General features: G+C 45.5%; 20 protein-coding genes, 2 rRNA genes and 1 riboswitch. Of the genes, 20 read left to right on the forward strand and 2 right to left on the reverse strand.

Annotation, left to right across the window (positions count from 1 at the left end; all coding sequences use genetic code 11):
- The 3 genes from PAEAM_RS15000 to PAEAM_RS15010 all read left to right on the forward strand — a co-directional run.
- Window positions 1-78: ribosomal RNA gene (locus PAEAM_RS15000) — 23S ribosomal RNA — on the forward strand; the annotation flags it as partial.
- An 81-nt stretch (window positions 79-159) separates the two neighbouring features.
- Window positions 160-276: ribosomal RNA gene (gene rrf / locus PAEAM_RS15005) — 5S ribosomal RNA — on the forward strand.
- 212 nt (window positions 277-488) lie between these two features.
- Window positions 489-929, forward strand: coding sequence for a hypothetical protein (locus PAEAM_RS15010; RefSeq protein WP_017691399.1), 441 nt, complete (start codon window positions 489-491; stop codon window positions 927-929).
- A 654-nt stretch (window positions 930-1,583) separates the two neighbouring features.
- Here PAEAM_RS15010 and PAEAM_RS15015 read toward each other — a convergent pair.
- Window positions 1,584-2,108, reverse strand: a complete 525-nt coding sequence (locus PAEAM_RS15015; protein ID WP_036606136.1) for a hypothetical protein — start codon at window positions 2,106-2,108, stop codon at window positions 1,584-1,586.
- Window positions 2,109-2,609: 501 nt separating this feature from the next.
- On the opposite strand from PAEAM_RS15015, the gene PAEAM_RS15020 reads away from it, so the two are divergent.
- The 12 genes from PAEAM_RS15020 to rsmI all read left to right on the forward strand — a co-directional run bounded on the left by PAEAM_RS15020 (window position 2,610) and on the right by rsmI (window position 12,578).
- Window positions 2,610-2,795 (forward strand): sigma factor G inhibitor Gin, encoded by a 186-nt coding sequence (locus tag PAEAM_RS15020; protein ID WP_017691396.1) that lies wholly within the window; start codon window positions 2,610-2,612, stop codon window positions 2,793-2,795.
- A gap of 257 nt (window positions 2,796-3,052) precedes the next feature.
- On the forward strand, window positions 3,053-4,879 hold the full coding sequence (locus PAEAM_RS15025) for an aminotransferase class I/II-fold pyridoxal phosphate-dependent enzyme (RefSeq protein WP_100528117.1): 1,827 nt from the start codon (window positions 3,053-3,055) through the stop codon (window positions 4,877-4,879).
- 509 nt (window positions 4,880-5,388) lie between these two features.
- Complete coding sequence (locus PAEAM_RS15030) at window positions 5,389-5,817, forward strand: CidA/LrgA family protein (RefSeq protein ID WP_053061686.1); 429 nt, start codon at window positions 5,389-5,391, stop codon at window positions 5,815-5,817.
- Window positions 5,787-6,479, forward strand: coding sequence for an LrgB family protein (locus PAEAM_RS15035; RefSeq protein ID WP_100528118.1), 693 nt, complete (start codon window positions 5,787-5,789; stop codon window positions 6,477-6,479). Before PAEAM_RS15030 ends, PAEAM_RS15035 begins: the two co-directional genes overlap by 31 nt.
- Before the next feature lie 217 nt (window positions 6,480-6,696).
- Window positions 6,697-7,344: a dTMP kinase gene (tmk, locus tag PAEAM_RS15040; protein ID WP_017691392.1), complete on the forward strand. Its 648-nt coding sequence runs from the start codon at window positions 6,697-6,699 to the stop codon at window positions 7,342-7,344.
- A 61-nt stretch (window positions 7,345-7,405) separates the two neighbouring features.
- The gene (locus PAEAM_RS15045) at window positions 7,406-7,735 is read left to right on the forward strand and encodes a cyclic-di-AMP receptor (protein WP_017691391.1); all 330 of its coding nucleotides are present in this window, start codon (window positions 7,406-7,408) and stop codon (window positions 7,733-7,735) included.
- A gap of 343 nt (window positions 7,736-8,078) precedes the next feature.
- Complete coding sequence (locus PAEAM_RS15050; protein WP_017691389.1) at window positions 8,079-8,522, forward strand: YaaR family protein; 444 nt, start codon at window positions 8,079-8,081, stop codon at window positions 8,520-8,522.
- Between the two features lie 9 nt (window positions 8,523-8,531).
- Window positions 8,532-9,503: a DNA polymerase III subunit delta' gene (gene holB, locus PAEAM_RS15055; RefSeq protein ID WP_100528119.1), complete on the forward strand. Its 972-nt coding sequence runs from the start codon at window positions 8,532-8,534 to the stop codon at window positions 9,501-9,503.
- A gap of 117 nt (window positions 9,504-9,620) precedes the next feature.
- Window positions 9,621-10,421, forward strand: coding sequence for a PSP1 domain-containing protein (locus PAEAM_RS15060; RefSeq protein WP_017691387.1), 801 nt, complete (start codon window positions 9,621-9,623; stop codon window positions 10,419-10,421).
- A 28-nt stretch (window positions 10,422-10,449) separates the two neighbouring features.
- On the forward strand, window positions 10,450-10,818 hold the full coding sequence (yabA, locus tag PAEAM_RS15065; RefSeq protein ID WP_017691386.1) for a DNA replication initiation control protein YabA: 369 nt from the start codon (window positions 10,450-10,452) through the stop codon (window positions 10,816-10,818).
- A gap of 95 nt (window positions 10,819-10,913) precedes the next feature.
- Complete coding sequence (locus PAEAM_RS15070) at window positions 10,914-11,693, forward strand: tRNA1(Val) (adenine(37)-N6)-methyltransferase (protein ID WP_100528120.1); 780 nt, start codon at window positions 10,914-10,916, stop codon at window positions 11,691-11,693.
- Complete coding sequence (gene rsmI / locus PAEAM_RS15075; RefSeq protein WP_036606130.1) at window positions 11,694-12,578, forward strand: 16S rRNA (cytidine(1402)-2'-O)-methyltransferase; 885 nt, start codon at window positions 11,694-11,696, stop codon at window positions 12,576-12,578.
- 282 nt (window positions 12,579-12,860) lie between these two features.
- Here rsmI and PAEAM_RS15080 read toward each other — a convergent pair whose 3' ends face one another.
- Entirely contained in the window at window positions 12,861-13,115 is a 255-nt protein-coding gene (locus tag PAEAM_RS15080) for an AbrB/MazE/SpoVT family DNA-binding domain-containing protein (RefSeq protein ID WP_024633700.1), read from the reverse strand.
- Window positions 13,116-13,432: 317 nt separating this feature from the next.
- Here PAEAM_RS15080 and PAEAM_RS15085 point away from each other — a divergent pair, with 317 nt between their 5' ends.
- The 5 genes from PAEAM_RS15085 (at window position 13,433) to rsmA (ending at window position 19,374) form a co-directional block, all read left to right on the forward strand.
- Complete coding sequence (locus PAEAM_RS15085; RefSeq protein ID WP_100528121.1) at window positions 13,433-14,710, forward strand: HD domain-containing protein; 1,278 nt, start codon at window positions 13,433-13,435, stop codon at window positions 14,708-14,710.
- A 332-nt stretch (window positions 14,711-15,042) separates the two neighbouring features.
- Window positions 15,043-15,813, forward strand: coding sequence for a TatD family hydrolase (locus PAEAM_RS15090; RefSeq protein ID WP_179087975.1), 771 nt, complete (start codon window positions 15,043-15,045; stop codon window positions 15,811-15,813).
- 241 nt (window positions 15,814-16,054) lie between these two features.
- Window positions 16,055-16,308: riboswitch (cyclic di-AMP (ydaO/yuaA leader) on the forward strand.
- 273 nt (window positions 16,309-16,581) lie between these two features.
- Window positions 16,582-17,766: a 3D domain-containing protein gene (locus PAEAM_RS15095; protein ID WP_074092915.1), complete on the forward strand. Its 1,185-nt coding sequence runs from the start codon at window positions 16,582-16,584 to the stop codon at window positions 17,764-17,766.
- A 155-nt stretch (window positions 17,767-17,921) separates the two neighbouring features.
- Window positions 17,922-18,467 carry a ribonuclease M5 gene (rnmV, locus tag PAEAM_RS15100; protein WP_017691379.1) on the forward strand — a complete coding sequence of 182 codons (546 nt, stop codon included), beginning with the start codon at window positions 17,922-17,924 and terminating at the stop codon, window positions 18,465-18,467.
- A 4-nt stretch (window positions 18,468-18,471) separates the two neighbouring features.
- Entirely contained in the window at window positions 18,472-19,374 is a 903-nt protein-coding gene (rsmA, locus tag PAEAM_RS15105; RefSeq protein WP_100528122.1) for a 16S rRNA (adenine(1518)-N(6)/adenine(1519)-N(6))-dimethyltransferase RsmA, read from the forward strand.

Here is a 19,374-nt window from a genome sequence, read left to right on the forward strand (position 1 = left end):
ACGAGGTAGATAGGCTGGGGGTGGAAGTGCAGCAATGCATGGAGCTGACCAGTACTAATCGGTCGAGGGCTTATCCAATAGCAAGTGATAATTCGCATGTTTCGTTTCGAATCTAGTTTTCAGAGAACAACCACTCTGAAATGTAAGCTAAGCTATGCGTTTGGTGGCGATGGCGGAGGGGTTCCACACGTACCCATCCCGAACACGACCGTTAAGCCCTCTAGCGCCGATGGTACTTGGACCGCAGGGTCCTGGGAGAGTAGGACGCCGCCAAGCAAAGAACCACTGCCGATGTTATTCGGTGGTGGTTTTTATTTGTTTATAAGAATTAAATATGATAAGTGGAAGCTCTGACATGATCGATACTGGAAGGTAACATTTTTGTTACGGATAACAGCGGCAAAACCAGTATAATAGGACTATGTTAAATATGCTAAAAGTACCTGACCACAGAGCTGGAATGTGCAGCTGTGAAAAGGAGGGTGTGTGTGTTAAGTTGGCGGAGACTTGGACTACAATCATTTCTGTTGCTTTGTCTGACCGTTGTTCTAGCAGGATGCGGTGAAGCTTCAGGATCTGTATGGACTTCATATGAAGGTGCGGTGAACGAGAAGAGTTTTCCGGTGCCGAAAGTAGCGAATAAATCTGACCAGTCTGAAAATAATTCGGATATGGATTATGTTCGATATACGCTGTCTGGTATTAGTGAGAGTACTAGCTTGCCTGAGGTATATCTAGACGAGATTAAAAGCTGGGGTTGGACAGAGAGGCAAGCCAAGGGTACATCCAATGAATCCAGTACCTTGCGTGTATTTGCAAAGGAAGGACATACTGTGCATTTAGCAGTACATGATGGTTCCTTTACACTAATGGTTCCTAGAAATGATGCTACTCAAACGACAGTTAAATCATTGGCTGAAGATGATTAAGCTGGTTCAAGTATGGTTTGGTATGATTAATTAACGCTGTGATGTTCCTTATAATATAGTAAAGCTCCCGTGTACGATCGGGGGCTTTTTGTTATTTAGCGAAGTAGGCTTTAGTAATGGTGGAAGAAGCTATCACGTATGGTGGATCAGAGGTCATAAAGGTACAGAAGGAAGGAATGAGTAGTTTCTTCCGTACCATGTATAGGTGGTATTGTGCTTGAAGCATAGGGGAGTGTAGAGCGCTAAAAGTAGAGGGGGAGAGATATAAGTTGCATAAAGGTATTGAGGTAATGAATGGCTGATGGAAAGTAGCTTGAGGGCTTATAGAGCTGAGACTGAATGAGAGATCGCTCAAGGCGTAAGTTCTACGAAACAAATGGGGTTATGAGATATGTAACAAGAGGCGAAAAAGAGGAGAAGAACGGAGCCACGAGTGGGGATAACTCATTTAACTATGCCCATGCTGTGGATAATGGATGAGAAGGGAACAATAAATAAAGGTTATCCACAGTGGATAACCTTTATTTGAGCATATGAGGCTGAGTCAACTGAACGATACACGATTATGTTTTTGCATCAGATTATTCGAAGGGCTCAGCGGTTATGTATTACAAGTAAGTAAGGTACATTGAGTATTGCATAAATGAGGGAGTGTTATTGCAGATAATATGAGACATCTTGTTCATTCAATTTGATGAGTCCATCTTTGCGCTCACGGGAGAGTACCATTACAACATACAAGCGAGGACCCAGCAACCACAAATGCCAGAAGATCAGCGAGAGGGTGAAGGACAATGGCGACCATATCAAACATACTGTAATGATACATAATCCAATCCAGCTCATGTTAAGGTGTACCCGGACAAACATACGGAAGCTAAAATGCTGATCAGGGATATAACCTAGCCAGGGCATACGCATATTCCAGCGCCAGCGTTTAGCGTAAGAGGTACGGACCAGAAGTAATATCGTTCTGGCGATGACATAATGAATCCAGATGGTGATTGGACCTGCCAGTACAAAAAAGAAGAGGCCAGTCCAGGAGAAGGCGAGTAGATTGAATAAGAGCATGATGACCGGCAGACACAGATAGCTGTAAATGACACTGCGGGCGATAGCCTTTTTTTTCAGAAGCCGGTATTGATAAAATGTTGCTTTATTCTCCGGTTCGGCGATCATACGATTATATATCCTCCTTCGGATTCACGTTTGTGTGGGGTAGGTATTCGTTTTTTCTTACACGAGTAAAAGGGAATGAATCATACATGTATGTATATATGAACCTTGTATCTCACGCCATGACGATTGTACAAGATATTGAGATTCGACGGAGCTTATCTCAGTATACTCCCGAATAAACGGACTGTCAGGCTTTGATATCGTTATCATGTATTATATATCGGCTGGGATTCCAAGTTTTTTTAAGGAAATTGAATATAAGTTTGAGTCAGGCCAAGGGATACGTGATGTAGAGGTAAATGCGATGGAATGTAGGAGTACTGTATATACATAAGCAGGTGAATGTTCTTGTAGGGAGAATGAATGTATTTTTCGGTACAGACACCCAAGAGGGGGTGGGCGAATATATATATTTTATAGAAAGAAAGCACTATGAAAATGTTTAAAATAATAGAAACTGTGCAATACTGATAGTAAACGTAAAACAAGGTGGGATGGTTCATGGAAGAACATGCCGAACACACATGTATTATCTGCGAGCAAAGAAAAAGAGAAGGCATTTTTATTGTATCTGAATTCATATGTGACACTTGTGAAGCAGAAATGGTTCATACCGACGCGCAGGATGCCAAGTACAATTATTTTATTCATCAAATGAAGCAAATTTGGGTTCAAAAAAACGCATAATGAATGTTGCTAATAGAAGTAGAAGCGAAACATCACATTGTAACGATGCTGATGTGTATAGAGGCCCATTGGGCCTTTTTCTGTTTTTAAGAGGAGAGATTGTCTTGTTTGCCATCTTGGGAAGGGGTATGCTGATATAATGGTATAGATCATTTGCAATAACGCGTGTGGAGATGGGGAAGAAGTGCGTTCCTTGGATTAGGAAGCATTTTAAAGCGCATAGGACGCACATAATATATGTACAGGATGGTTATTTCATGGAACATAAAAATAAATTAAGTAGTGCCCCTTTATATGAAGCGTTGCTTGCGTATCGTGATTCGAAGCAGCGTTCTTTTCATGTGCCTGGGCATAAGAATGGACAAGCTTACCGACATTTGCTGGAACAAACAGAAGCAGGACAATTTCCTGTTAAGGATATCGTCAATGAGGAACACCAGCACAACGGTGAGATTCAGAATAATGGAGAAAAGAATGTTAACCAGAAGGTAGAGAGTTTCAGTTCGGTGGATGAACATGGGGCTGATCTGGAGAGCGGGAAACATATTGGTGACGAAGGGGTTCGTTTGGAAATAGAACTGACACCAGTGCGTTCATTTCTGGAAATGATGGAGATGGATGTTACGGAGATCACGGGCACCGACGATTTGCATCATCCAGAAGGTGTGATCCAGGAAGCACAGAAGCTTGCGGCAGATTGTTTTGGTGCGGAGGAGAGTTTCTTCCTTGTGGGAGGCAGTACGGCAGGTAATTTGTCTCTATTACTAACTGTGTGTGATGAGCCAAACAGTATTGTACTGGTGCAACGGAATGTGCACAAATCCGTTATTCACGGTTTAATGCTGGCAGGTGCAAGAGCTGTATTTCTGGAGCCGTGGGTCGATCCTGTGTCTGGACTTGCGGTCATGCCGTCGGTGGAGACGGTTCAGGCTGCTGTCCAGTCCTATCCTGAGGCAAAGGGCGTATTGGTCACTTTGCCCAATTATTACGGCATGGGCGCAGATCTGACGCCCATAGCCGAGGTATGCCACGCCGCTGGCATGCCATTGCTCGTGGATGAAGCGCATGGCGCGCATTATGGGCAGCATCCGGAGCTGCCTGTCTCTGCACTGTCATGCGGAGCAGACGGTGTAGTGCAGTCGACACATAAGATGCTGACGGCCTTCACCATGGGTGCCATGCTGCACATTCAGGGACCACTGTTAAACCGGTCCCTATTAAGGCAGCGCTTGGCCATGGTGCAAAGCTCAAGCCCATCATACCCGGTGATGGCTTCGCTTGATTTGGCGCGCCGGCTGTTGCACGTGCAGGGCGCGAACACTTTCACGGCGGGACTCGCCGCCGTGAATGCCTTTAAGCGCGGCCTCGCGGAGCTACCGCGCTTCCAGTTGCTGCAGCCTGCACAGCCGCTGCAGCCAGAACCGCCAGCCGGAACAGCGAAGCCGGCTGGCATGTCCGTGTCCGCTGCGCAGCAGACACGGGAGGGTCTGACCGCGGCGGCGATGCCATCTGCCGCGGGGTATACCGCTCAGGACCCATTCAAGGCCGTCATCTATGACGGCGCAGGGGTGCTGAGCGGTTATAGGCTACAGCAGCAGCTGGAAGCGTGCGGCTGTGTGCCCGAGATGAGCGACGAACGGTACGTCGTCTTGCTCTTCAGCCTGGGCTCAACGGTGCAAGATGCTCAGCACCTGTTGCAGGCTTTACACCATATCAGCTCTGCCAACGGGCATGAGCAGGTACAATCTAATGCAGAGCCATCGCAACAGATTGCGAAAGGTTCGGCACATTATATTTCCACGTGGAACAATTTACAAGAAACCACTCGCTACTCAGAACCGATCTCCTTTACACTGCAACCGATTGTGGAGACGGATACGATCAATGTGCCGATAGAAGAAAGCGTAGGCTGTCGATCAGCTGAGATGGTAGTCCCGTATCCTCCAGGGATTCCGCTTGTATATCCGGGTGAACGTATTAGTACATCGATGGTGGCTCGTATACAACTCCTGCGGGATGAGGGTGCAAAGTTTCATGGGGTATCCGATGCATCTCTACAGTCATTGAAGGTTATGAAGGAATGAAGGGAACACATGAGGATCTGAATTGCATTCACCAATAGGTAGGCAATATGACCAATACGGATAGCGATACTGGACCCTACACATGTGAGGGTCTCTTGGTCATTAATCTAGTTGCTAGGGTGTGTCTTCAAAATCAGGCATGCAATACGTTGAAGGATGTCAGGGTCCAACAGCTTGAAGTCAAGGATTGCTGATCCTGGCGAATTGTCCAGACGATTTTCTAAGAAACCGAGGACGTCTTATTTAGCCTTCGAGTCCTCCTTTTATTTTGTAAGGAACCTGAGACACGTTATTAACCATATTGACCTAACAAACACGCTGTAAACGGCTGGTTATTCCAATATACCGTGTTTCAGATTCCTTAGATTGCTGCGGGCGCTTCAAATCGCTGAATAAGACGTCACAGGGTCGTTAGCCCTCCTGCTCCGTGCCCTGCTCCAGACACATTCAGTTTGAAGACACGCTCTAGTTCAACTTATACAGATAGACATAAGAAAGAAGGGAACACTTTGGGTATTCCGCTAAAAAAATATACAGGAATAGTCCTGCAAGTTTTGTTGATGTACGGTTTTTATTGGATTGGAAACTTGATTCAAGCTGTACTACATCTGCCGTTAACAGGAAGTATTGTGGGCATGCTGGTATTGTTTGTCGCCATTCAACTGGGATGGATCAAAATGAGCTGGGGAGAAGAAGGGTCGACGTGGCTTCAATCTCATCTGCAATTGTTGTTCATCCCGCCAACTGTGGGCATTATTAATCATTTTGATTTTTTTAGAGCGAACACCTTGTTATTGGTTCTGGGTTTGATCGTTAGCACATTAATCACATGTCTGATATCTGCCAAATTAAGTGAGTGGCTTATGACATGGAGATCGTCTCATTCAGGCAAAAAGGAGGCGATCACTTGTCAGCATTCATCCTCGGAATTGGAATGATCGCGCTAACCATCACTGTATATATTCCAGCCAATCGTCTATATAAAAGGCTGAAATGGCCGATACTTATGCCTGTACTCACAACGACTGCCATACTGATCCTGATTTTGGTGATTTCCGGTATAAAGCTGGATACGTACATGCTGGGTGGCAAATGGATACAGGAGCTCTTGGGTCCAGCAGTTGTATCTCTCGCTTTTCCCTTGTCCAGACATCTGCATGTGCTGAAGCAAAATATCATTCCCATTGTGGGTGGAACGATTGGAGGTAGCATTACAGGTGTCTCCACAGGTGCTTTAATCGCCATTCTGCTTGGTTATCCTCAAGAGATGGTCATCGCTTTATTGCCAAAATCAGTGACAACTCCTGTGGCTATTCAACTCGCTAATCAGGTTGGAGGGAATGCCTCATTTACATCGCTGTTTGTGATGATTGCAGGATTCTCAGGGATATTATTGGGGCCGATGCTCTTGAAATGGGCCAAAGTCCGCAGTAAACATGCCTATGGGATTGGACTGGGTTCAGCATCTCATGCCCTCGGCATGGCAAGGTCTTTTGAATATGGAGAGAATGCGGTAGCCCTCAGTTCAGTTTCCATGATTGTCAGTGCCATTGCCGGATCAATTATGCTTCCATTATGGGTATGGATTATCTACGGTTGAACGCTTTACTTTGTTGTTCATGTTGGAGTAACCGCTGACCTATAGTATGATAGAAAGAAACAAGCTTGTATGATCTTGGTGTTATTAATACGTACCGATATAGCTGTAGCTATACACCTCTGGGCGGGGGATATCATATCTTGTAGCAAGAGGGTCTAAGCATATTCAATTACAGCAGCAATAGATGCAATTATCGACATAGAAAGCAGGGAAGCATATGCAGGGCAGAGGTAAATTCATTACGCTGGAAGGGGGAGAGGGTTCCGGTAAAACAACGATGATCGGTAGAATAGGTTCTTATTTTGAAGAACGGGGTATACCTTACGTAGTTACGCGAGAGCCTGGTGGAATTGAGATTGCGGAGAAAATACGTTCAATTATTCTGGACCCTCTTCATACGGCAATGGATGCTCGAACCGAAGCGCTATTGTATGCAGCTGCACGCAGCCAGCATCTGGCGGAGAAAGTAGAGCCTGCGCTGAGAGCTGGAAAAGCAGTCATCTGTGACCGATTTGTCGATAGCAGTCTGGTCTATCAAGGCTACGCCCGTGGACTCGGGATAGAGAATGTATGGGCCATTAACCGTTTTGCGATTGGTGATCTCATGCCGGATGTGACCTTATATCTGGACATTGAGCCTGAAGTGGGGCTTGCCCGGATCGATGCTCATGATGGCCGCGAAGTGAACCGTCTGGATCTGGAAAATCTGGAGTTTCACCGTAAAGTGCGAGAGGGTTACTTCCTATTAAAAGAGCAGTTCCCGGAACGAATCAGAGTTATCGATGCTTCCATGAAGCAGGAGGATGTCTTGGCAGCAATGATTTTGTCGCTGGAGACAGGGATTTTGAAGGATTTTGACGAGTAATTGTCTAATATATAGACAGGGCATTTGATAAAGGTGCTTATTCTAAAGGAGGTTATGCAGGATGAAACTGATTGTTGCGATTATACAGGATAAAGACAGCAACCGATTATCCAGCGCATTGGTCAAAGCAAATTTTCGGGCGACGAAGCTTGCCAGTACGGGCGGATTTTTGAAGGCAGGCAACACGACGTTTATGATCGGTGTCGATGATGGTCAAGTCGAATCCGTAATGAACGTCATTCGCAGCAGCTGTAAGGTTCGTGAACAGCTCGTGACTCCGGTCACACCGATGAGTGGAACAACCGACTCTTACCTGCCGCTACCTGTTGAAGTTCAAGTAGGCGGAGCTACTGTATTTGTTCTCCCGGTAGATCGCTTCGAACATTTCTAATTAAACCTATTGCATGGATCCCATGAGGGTCCTTCATGATTGATAGCATGTTGGAAACGATGGATGCAAGAAGAGTTAACAGAGTTCGTGCGTGCCACTTACGGAACGCCTTTCTTGACGAGAAGAATCAGCATACTCTTTCCGGATGAGCATTTCCCAGCTGGGGAATGGTTCATTTCGGAAAGAGGTTGACTACAAAGAACAAGTCCTTGATGGTGATGTGTATCTACCATTATATATAGAGTGTGATCAGCATATATAAAAGCCTCATTCTCACGCACAGGCGCAATGCGCACTGTGCTGATGGGCGATTGGCTAACTATGATAGAAAGCGGGCGTATCCATGAAAATCAATCCTGGATTCAGACCGATTCAGAGCGGGATCAGTTCTACTGATTCAGGTTCCAAACCGGTTCAATCCAAAAATTTCTCTGATATGATGAATCACCAGGGTGAACGGGCCTCACAAGCTGAACTGAATCGCCGGTTTAGTGAAATCCAGCTTCAGGGAGATCGCTTGGCACGTTCCATGACGATTCGTGAACTGAAGGCGTATAAGCAACTTGTTAAAAGGTTCCTGGAAGAGACCGTTCGTCGCGGTGTATCCATGAAAGAGACAAGGGGTTGGGATCGTCGTGGCAGAGGTAAGCGGTATAAGCTGATTGATGAAATTGACTCCGCTCTGTTATCCATGGCTGATGAATTGCTGGATACAGAAGAAGGAAAAATCTCTCTATTACAACAAGTAGGGGAAATTCGGGGGATGCTTATTAATTTAAGCTTCTGAGGAGGAAGTATGTCCTTTCAACAGATTATGGGTCAACAAGCGGCCAAGAAAATGTTACAAAGCAGTTTGAGACGTAAGGCAATAAGCCATGCGTATTTGTTTAGCGGTCCAGCTGGTAGCGGGCAACGGAAGACGGCAATTACCTTTGCCAAGGCAATATTCTGTACAGAGCTTGAAGATGACGCATGCGGGCAGTGTCTTGAATGCCGTAAGGTAGATCATGGTAACCATCCGGATCTAACCATGCTTGCACCAGATGGAAACAACATTAAAATAGATCAAATCCGGGATCTGCAGCGTATCTTTTCATACCGATCAGAGGCAGGCGATCCCAAAGTATATATTATAGAACAAGCCGAGAAAATGACGGTGCAGGCAGCAAACAGTTTGCTCAAATTTCTGGAGGAACCGCAGGTACCAGCAGTCGGCATCCTGATTACAGATAATGGACAGGCCATGTTGCCAACGATCCGCTCACGCTCCCAATTGGTGCCGTTCAGCGCACTGAATCCGGAAGAGATGCTGCAATCTCTGATCGAGGAAGGGCACCCTGCCAATCTGGCTCGCTCTGCCGTCCATTTAGCGTCAGGATTGGAAGCATGTAGAGAAATTCTCCAGCAGAATTGGTTTGCAGAAATTAGAAACGTAATGTTACAATTAGGGAAGGAGTCCCTGGGTAGAGGAAGTACATCATTGATCTCTGCACAGCAGAAGCTTTTTAAAACCGGACTCTCTGAACACCTGGACATGTTACTCAGTTTGTTCCATCTATGGTTTAGGGACATGCTGTATGTTCAGTACGATAGGCATGAACATATCGTTTTTATAGATCAGTTAGACATGTTATCTCAGTTGGCACATACCCGCAGCACAGAGCAGTGGGTCTCCTATATGGATATGGCCGCAGCATGCAGAAAAAAATTGCGTTTCAACGTCAATGGCCAGCTTTGTCTGGAGCAATTTTTGATCGGTTTGGCATAAGACTGGGAGAGGGCAAAGTTAGCTCCAATCATATGCAAACGGTTATAACTTCGGCCGGTTCCCTAAGAAGACGGGGCTTCAGACGAAGTGGGGTTGGCTTACAAGGGGGTTAATTTTTTGTACAGTGTAGTGGGTGTCCGTTTCAAAAAAGCGGGCAAAATTTATTACTTCGATCCCCTGGACCTTCCCATTGAGAAAGAAAACTGCGTTATCGTGGAGACAGCGCGGGGGGTTGAGTACGGTAAGGTTGTCGTAGGTAAGAAGGAAGTGGGCGAGTCCGATGTGGTGTTGCCGCTGAAGAAAGTCATCCGCGTTGCGGGCGATACAGATGCCCGTGTGGTTGATGAGAACAAACGTGCAGCCAAAGAAGCATTCGGTACTTGTTTAAATAAAATCAAAGACCATGGCCTCAAAATGAAGCTGGTCGATGTGGAATTTACGTTTGATCGCAATAAAATTATATTTTATTTTACAGCTGAAGGAAGAGTTGATTTCCGGGAGCTGGTCAAGGATCTGGCAAGCATATTCCGTACACGAATCGAGCTGAGACAGATTGGTGTACGTGATGAAGCGAAGATGCTTGGCGGAATCGGACCTTGCGGCCGTGTGTTGTGTTGTTCTTCCTGGCTGGGAGACTTTGAGCCGGTATCAATCAAGATGGCTAAAGATCAGAGCCTGTCACTGAATCCGACGAAAATTTCAGGGTTGTGCGGAAGACTCATGTGCTGTCTGAAATTTGAGCATGATAACTATGAAAGTGTGAGAGAAGAACTGCCAGCTGTAGGCAAATTGGTCGTCACCTCATTGGGTGAAGGAAAAGTTGTCGGAATTAATGCCGGTAGCCGCACAGTCCATGTTCAACTGTTCGACATCAGTAAAGTCAAAGAACTTCCGCTGGATGACGTCGTTATCAAGTAAACCATAAAGGTTGCTTCGGGGTGGAAACTTGGAAAAGAAAAATCTGTTTACGCACATTCATGAAATGGAAACCCAACTGGGTCAGTTGCACGGTGATTTAGGAGAGTTAAAAATGATTGTGAAGGAGCTGCTTGAGGATAATCAGCGGCTTACCATCGAGAATGAGCAGTTACGCAAACTGCTCAAACGTGAGGCTCCGGCAGATCTGCCGATCTCCTCAGCACTCGCTCCTGTAGCAAGACCAGCAGGTCCGGCTACAGGCGAGGATGTTGTGGGTGAAGGGTATGATAATCTGGCTCGGTTGTATCACGAAGGCTTCCATATCTGCAACGTCTATTATGGACATTTGCGGACGGAAGGCGATTGTCTGTTCTGCCTGTCTTTTTTGAATAAATGAAGTGACCGTAGGGATCCCCTACGGTTTTTTTTCAAGGTTATAAACCTAAACTAAACGAACATGAGATATAGAGTACCGGAGGATGAGCGTAACATATGAAAGCAAATGAAGTTGTGTTACATGAGTCAGAGCGGATTGATGATCTGCTCTCTCATGATCTGAGAATCATTCAAAGTGATGAAGTGTTTAGTTTTTCGATGGATGCCGTATTATTAGCCCGGTTTGCTTCCGTACCTAAACGGGGTCGTATACTTGATTTGTGTACAGGTAACGGGGTGGTTCCCATTTTGCTTACAACGCGTACGCAGGCTAGTCTGGAAGGGATCGAGATTCAGCCACGTTTGGCTGATATGGCGCGTCGCAGTGTGCAATTAAATGCATTGGATGAGTCGATTATGATTCGTGAAGGTGATTTGCGAGAACTCGTGAAAGAAACAGGACATGCTGTATACGATGCAATAACGGTTAATCCTCCATACATGCCTCTGAATGGCAGTGACCTCAAGATGAACACACATCAGGCAATGGCACGTCATGAAATCGGATGTACCCTGGAAGAAGTGATTCAGGCGTGCAGTCGACTTGTACGTAATGGCGGCAAAGTATCGATGGTTCATCGTCCACAGCGCCTTGCAGAGATTATCTCACTCATGCGCGAATATAAGCTGGAACCAAAACGGATTCGGATGGTACATCCCCGTGCTCATTTGGAAGCCAACATGGTGTTAATTGAAGGAATGAAAGATGGTAAACCGGAAGTTAGGATGCTTCCTCCACTCATTGTCTACAATGAAGAGGGGAAATACTGCGAAGAGATTATGGATATATACTATGGTCAGCAACATGCTGAGCGTACTACGAAAGGAGGGCTTTAGATGACTTTGCATATTCAAAAAAGCTATGCGGAGCAGCCTGAAGGATCAGGCAAGCTCTATCTGGTTGGAACACCCATTGGTAATCTGGAGGATATGACCTTCCGTGCCATCAAGACATTGCAGAGTTGTGACATCATTGCAGCAGAAGATACACGCCAGACCCGAAAGCTGCTTACCCATTTTGAAATTACACCTTCGATGCTGTTTAGTTATCATGAGCATAATAAGGGGGCGAGTGGACCTGAACTGATACGCTATATAATAGAAGGAAAAAATTTGGCACTCGTCAGCGATGCCGGTTTGCCAGCCATTTCGGACCCTGGTTCTGACCTTGTACAGCTTGCATTGGAAGCCGGAATAACGGTCATTCCCATCCCGGGGCCCAATGCTGCGTTGTCTGCTCTGATCGTGTCCGGATTACCGACGGAGCGTTTTACATTCGGCGGTTTTTTGCCGCGGGAGAAAAAGGACATGCGAAAAGTGCTGGAGGCTTTTGACGAATCCAACGGGACTTTGTTATTTTATGAATCGCCTCACCGTATTCGGAAAACATTAGTCCACCTTGAAGAAATTCTGGGTGATCGCTCGATTGTCCTGGCTCGTGAACTAACCAAGCGTCATGAGGAATTCGCAAGGGGTACTGTGAGGGAATGCATAGACTGGCTTGAAGAACATCCACCTCTTGGCGAGTACTGCTTGCTGGTAGAAGGCATTAAGGAAGAGGAGCGTAAGGCTGAGCGCGAAGCATGGTGGCAGCTCATGTCACTCGCGGATCATGTCAGCCATTATGAGGGTGAAGGACATAACCGCAAAGATGCAATGAAAAAAACGGCTACCGATCGCGGTCTGGCGAAGCGTGATGTATATAATGCATTAATCGAGTAGTAATCTAACCAAATATCTTCTGTTGTGGGGAACATAACCTGAAAAGAAGCTTATATCCAACCTTAGTGGAATATTAAAAAGAGCAGAGTGGCTAAAAAAAATTCCGAACAAATTTCATCGTTCTCTCCCAGTTCGCGTGTGACAGAATCATTTTGGGTAATGGAACCCATAACAAGGAAAAAAAATACCTTCCGCGGTGGGGTTCACACCGGGAAGGTCATTAAGGAATATTAAAAAGGTTAGAAATAACAATTTAGATAAGTCCAGTATACCTGGTTTTTCTTATTTTGTCACAGGTGCAGGGATTTCGGAAATACATTCGTTACAAACAATTTTACCTTTGAAGTAAGTAACGTTCTCTGCATTACCACAGAAGATACAAGCAGGCTCGTATTTTTTCAACATGATGCGCTCGCCGTCAACGTAGATTTCCAGAGCATCTTTTTCACCAATACCGAGCGTACGGCGCAATTCAATTGGAATAACTACCCGTCCCAGTTCGTCCACTTTTCTTACAATACCTGTTGATTTCATCATTATAATCAGTGCTCCTCTCAGCTAACTATCTTTGTCATTATTCGACATTATTTTATGTTTTATGATACTCATCATACCAACGATTCCCAAATCAGTCAACCTTAAAATTAGCTTAAAATTAAGGCTGTTTTTCACAAGGTTACTGGTGGTAAGGGATTGGAAGCCATTTTTCGCATTTAAACCTCAATGTCAGCTTTGTCGATTTGGAAAACGACAAAACTACTTCATTCGACAAAGTTCGTCATATGGTGTCGAATCTTAGGTGAATCGCAGAGCTCAAAGCGTTAATATAAAAGAAATTAAAGGAGTGAGTCGACATGGAACAACGTTTAACGGAAGAGAAAGTATTCAAAGATCCGGTACATAATTATATCCACGTGCAAGATCCGGTTATATGGCAGTTAATTAACACCCCGGAATTTCAGCGTTTACGCCGGATTCGTCAGCTGGGTACTTCTTACCTTACCTTTCACGGAGCAGAGCATAGTCGGTTCTCACATTCACTAGGTGTTTATGAGATCACACGCAAGATCATCTCTCAATTTGAAAGAAGTCATTATTCGGATTGGCCGAAGGAAGAAAAGATTGTAGCTCTGTGTGCAGCTCTACTTCATGATCTCGGGCATGGGCCATTCTCTCACTCCATCGAGGAAGCTTTTGACATGAATCACGAAGATTGGACTTGTCGCATTATTACAGGTGATACCGAAGTAGGGGCGATCTTAAGACGGTATGCTCCTGATTTTCCTGAGAAAGTAGCGTCTGTCATTCAAAAAACGTATGAAAAGCCGATTGTGGTGAACTTGGTGACCAGTCCGCTTGATGCAGACCGAATGGATTATTTGCTCAGGGATGCCTATTTTACAGGTGTAAATTACGGCACGATTGACCTTGATCGTATCCTTCGGATGCTGCGTCCTTATCATGGGCGGATTGTAGTCAAGGAGTCAGGCATGCATGCTGTGGAGGATTACCTAATGTCTCGGTATCAGATGTATTGGCAGATTTACTTCCATCCGGTAACTCGTAGTTCTGAAATTATATTGCGGCAAATATTCAAGCGAGCGAAAACACTCCTACAACATGGTTTTCAATTCCGCTTCATGATTGATCCACTCCCTCAATTATTTGAAGGAGAATTATCCGTGAATGAATATTTGCAGTTGGATGAAGCATTAATTCAGACGGCATTTACGCAGTGGCGCAAGGAGGACGATACTGTTCTGAGTGAGTTATGCGAACGTTTTATGGATCGCAAGTTATATAAGTATGTAGAGCTTGAACAGGTCGACTTGACAATGATGGAAGAGATTCGGGAAGCTTTTGTACAGGCTGGCCTCGATCCCGAATACGATCTTGAAATTGATTTTCCTTCGGATAATCCGTATGATGTGTTTCGTCCGGATGAATCCACAGATAAGCAGATTCTTCTTCTGGATCGACAGGACAATTTACGTGAGTTGTCAGAAGTATCTGACATTGTCCGTTCCATCAGTGGGCTTCACCGAGGGAAACATCATTTGTATTACCCGCAAAACAAGGTGGATGCGATTATTCACGAATTACCGTCACATATACGCCCCTATTTCTTGTAATCGTGTGGGTATAATCCGATGAAGAATTTCGATATCAAAACACTTTCTAAAAGAGCTATTTTCCATGATACAGTAATCTGCTTTAATGGGGAGTATATGTAGATCGACATAATTTTGTAAATGCAAGTAGACAGAATGAGCACAATCAACAATATATAGATCAGAATATCCGTATATCTTCTATATATTGTATTTGTGAAGAAACAAACGTAATGATGTAATACACAGATACCCAAAATGTTTTATGTATGAGTCATTGAATTATTGAATTTTACAAATTGGATTTTGAAAAAGAAGATAGTCGTTATTTCGACATGAAGGGAGATACAGACATGATGCTGTTCGACACACATACACATCTGGATGCACCACAATTCGACGAGGACCGCGAGGACATGATTCAGCGTGCTGTGGATGCAGGAGTTGGTCGCATGATCAACATTGGCTTTAACCGGGAGACGATTCCAACCACAATGAAACTCGCCGAAACATATGACTTTATATATGCAGCTGTAGGGTGGCATCCCGTAGATGCGATCACAATGCAGGAGGGCGATTTGGAGTGGATTGCATCTTTATGCAAGCATGAAAAAGTGGTTGCGATTGGTGAGATTGGATTGGATTATCACTGGGATACTTCACCAAAAGAGATACAGCATCGCGTATTACGACAACAAATTGCTTTGGCGCGTGAAGTGAACATGCCAATTGTCATCCATAATCGGGATGCACATGAGGATATCATAAGAATTTTGCGTGAAGAGAAGGCGGGTGAAGTTGGTGGTGTGATGCACTCGTTCTCGGGCAGCTGGGAAACAGCAAAAAGTTGTCTCGATATGGGCTTCCACCTCTCCTTCGGAGGACCGATCACATTCAAAAATGCAAAGCAGCCTAAAGAGGTGTTGGAGAAGGTTCCTATGGACCGGTTTTTCATTGAAACAGATGCTCCATATTTGACACCTCACCCTTATCGTGGGAAGCGAAATGAGACAGCGCATGTACGTCTGGTTGCAGAGGCAGCTGCGGAAATTAAAGGCATTTCGGTGGAGGAAATTGCTGCAATAACAACCAAAAATGCCATGGAACGATTTGGGATTCGTTAAAAAAACGAGCAAATGAGGTGAAAAAGGCAGGTAAGCGGAGGTAATTTGCCCTTTGATCCAAATAAATCAAGAATATTACAATATTTTAACCAAATATTCAGAAAAACGTACTTGATCAACGCTTTACAACATGCATCAAAACAGGATATCATCTTTTCAGTGAATTGTTGTGCGGAAAACTGGACAGATGTTCGGGGGATGAACAAAGGGACACTTTCCGATGAAACAACATTACTTTCATGAATCAGTCTCGCTGAGTCTCCGTTAACGGAGAGCGGGGGAACCAATAGGGCTTAAACATCGGTGTATTTGGCCGATGCGCAACGTTCGCTGACCCAAAAGCAGCGAAGGGAACTGCGAAGCCGTATTTGATTTCTTCTTTGGGTCTCGGGGTGAATTCAAGGGCGTCCGCCATGAGCGGGTGACCCAAGATAGGGCGGCTCTCTTTCGCCCGAACCCGACAGCTAACCTCGCAAGCGGAAAAAGAGAGGCAACCTCGTGCATGAATTTCCGATATTCAAAATCATTCGGAAGCCACGAAAGAGTTCCTCTTACACTCTTTCTTTGGCTTTTTTGTTTTTGAATAAAAGAAATATTGTCATCATACGGTAGGTATTCAGGAGGATGACATCATGTTGCGAAGATTGATTCATGGTGCAGAACCGGATTATGTTGGTCCAATCTGTGTTCTGTAGAAAATTTGGTATAGTCACGTCAAAGACATCATGCATTACTTTAGACGGCGAGGCTATGAAGGAGGACGGAGAAGTGGGCACATTCCAACCAGAAGAGACCCATGAGTCACGATCATCCAGTAAGTCTTTCGCGTTGCGGTGGAAGCATGAGAACATGCGTCAAATGGCATTGATCGCGATTTTCTCAATTGCGCTTACAATCATGATCTTGTTAGTCGTTTACGGTCAGGCCGGGAAACAAATTTCACTGGTTATTGATGGCAAAGCTCAGGTGGTAGAGACTCGTACAGGAATGCTTCAGGAAATGCTGGAGGAGCAGTCGATCACAGTCAGCCCTCACGATAAGGTATCCATGTCCATGAATGGGGCGTTAACAGATGGAGACCGAATCGTTATTGAGCGGGCCGTTCCAGTTAACATTACGGCAGACGGAGACACCAAGACTCTGTATACAACCGATTCATCGGTAGAAGATGCAATTCAAAAATCAGGTATTCAAGTTGAAAGTAATGATAAAGTGTATCCGGCGCTTGGAACTGCGATCAAAGCGGAGATGAAGATCCGTGTAGTGCGCGTAACAAAGCGTACAGTGGACGTAGAGCAACCGATCGCTTACAAAGTCATTAAAACGGCTGACCCTAGCTTGTACAAAGGGGATAACCGTGTCGTTGTGAACGGCAAAGAAGGCACAATTGTACAGCATATCGAAAAGGTATTTCAGGATGGAGAATTGGTCTCCAAAAAAATGGTCGGCAAATCTGTCGCGAATAATCGTGTAGATAAAGTGATCGCTGTCGGCACCAAAGCAAAACCGGTCGTGAAAGAACCTGAGATTCAGACCGTATCGGCTCAAACGTCAACAACCAAAAAGGCTACAACAACGAACTCGAAGAAAACATCTGCCTCGGGCAGCAAAGTGATTACCGTATCCGGGACTTCTTTTAAATACTCCAAAGTACTTAAAAATGTATCCATGACTGCCTACTCTTCCGAAGAGCCTGGCATTGGAACTAAAACAGCTTCCGGTACTCGTGTAACGGAAGGACGCACCATTGCGGTTGATCCCAAAGTCATTCCAATTGGCTGGTGGGTATATATCGAAGGTCTGGGATTCCGTCGTGCGGAAGATACAGGCGGTGCCATTAAAGGCAACAAAATTGATGTGTATTATGACAGTGTGAAGCATGCCCTGAATTTTGGACGTAAGAAAGGCAAGACGGTCTACGTGATCGGTCCGGTGAAGCCGGAAGCGAACTAAAATCGTTTTACTTTGAAATGGGAATGCTATAAAATAGTTGCATGAATGATTCATGCGGAATATGCGGCGGAGGAGTCTGAATTCAGTCTCCCCCGCCGTTTGGCAGAGAAGAGGATATTCCTCTTCTTTTTGCGTTAGAAAGGAAGAAATGGAACATGATAAAAGAAGTCATTGTGGTGGAAGGCCGTGACGATACGGTAGCTATCCGTCGGGCCGTGGAGGCCGATACCATAGAAACAGGTGGATCAGCCATCAACCAACGCATTCTGAAGCGGATTGCGCTTGCTCAGGAGAGACGGGGAGTCATTGTACTGACAGATCCGGATCATGCTGGCGAACGCATTCGAAAAATTATTGCGAACAAGGTGCCAGGCTGCAAGCATGCCTTCATTCCGGAAGCCGATGCAACGCGCAAAGGGGACATTGGGGTGGAGAATGCCTCACCAGAGGCGATCCGTCATGCTCTGGCGCGCGTACATACTTCATACGAAGGTGCTCCGAGCCTGATCGATTGGGAGGACCTGATCGCGGCAGGACTTATCGTGCATCCGCAGGCTGCTGCACGTCGCATGGAGATGGGCAATCTGCTGGGCATCGGTTATTGTAACGGGAAGCAGTTCCACAAACGTCTCAGTGTATTTCAGATTACACGGGAAGAATTCTCTACAGCATTAGCGCAAATTGAACGTGAAGGATTGTGAGCATATGAAGAACATGGAAGAGACGATTGAAATTGCAACGCCCAAGCGTACGAAAGAGATTATTCAAAGACACGGATTCTCATTTAAGAAAAGTCTGGGTCAGAACTTTCTGATCGATCAAAATATACTGAACAAAATCGTTAATGCAGCCGATCTGGACGAGTCCAAGGGCGCACTGGAGATCGGGCCGGGTATTGGAGCCCTCACGGAGCGACTGGCTCGGGTAGCCGGTCCCGTCACAGCCGTAGAGATTGACCAGCGCTTGATCCCAATCCTGGGAGAAGTGATGCAGCCTTATTCGAATGTACGTGTTCATCATGGGGATGTGTTGAAGCTTGATCTGGCTGAGTTGTTTAATACGGATTTTGCATCCGTGGACAAAGTCAGTGTCGTAGCTAACCTGCCTTATTATGTAACGACTCCAATCATGATGAAACTGCTGGAAGAGAAGCTGCCGGTAGACAGCATTGTTGTCATGATCCAAAAAGAAGTGGCTGAACGCATGGCTGCTGCACCAGGATCAAAAGACTACGGTAGTCTAAGCATCGCAGTTCAGTACTACAGTATGCCGGAACTTGTGTGTATTGTGCCTCCTACGGTCTTCATTCCGCAACCTAATGTGGAATCAGCTGTCATTAAGCTGAAAGTGCGTGAGCAGCCGCCAGTGGAGATTCCGGATGAAGCACACTACTTCGAAGTGGTACAGGCTTCTTTTGCCCAGCGGAGAAAAACAATCTCAAACAACTTGAAGGCACGTTTCTTCACAAAGGAGAACCGGGAACAGGCAGACATTCTGCTGGAGCAGGCAGGTATTCAACCGTCCCGGCGTGGAGAGACGTTGAGTCTGCAAGAGTATGCCACACTCAGCACCGTAATGTGGGAAGCAGGGGTACGTGCAGCGCTGTAA

This window comes from Paenibacillus sp. GM1FR, assembly GCF_002803315.1.
Classification (GTDB): Bacteria; Bacillota; Bacilli; order Paenibacillales; family Paenibacillaceae; genus Paenibacillus; species Paenibacillus amylolyticus.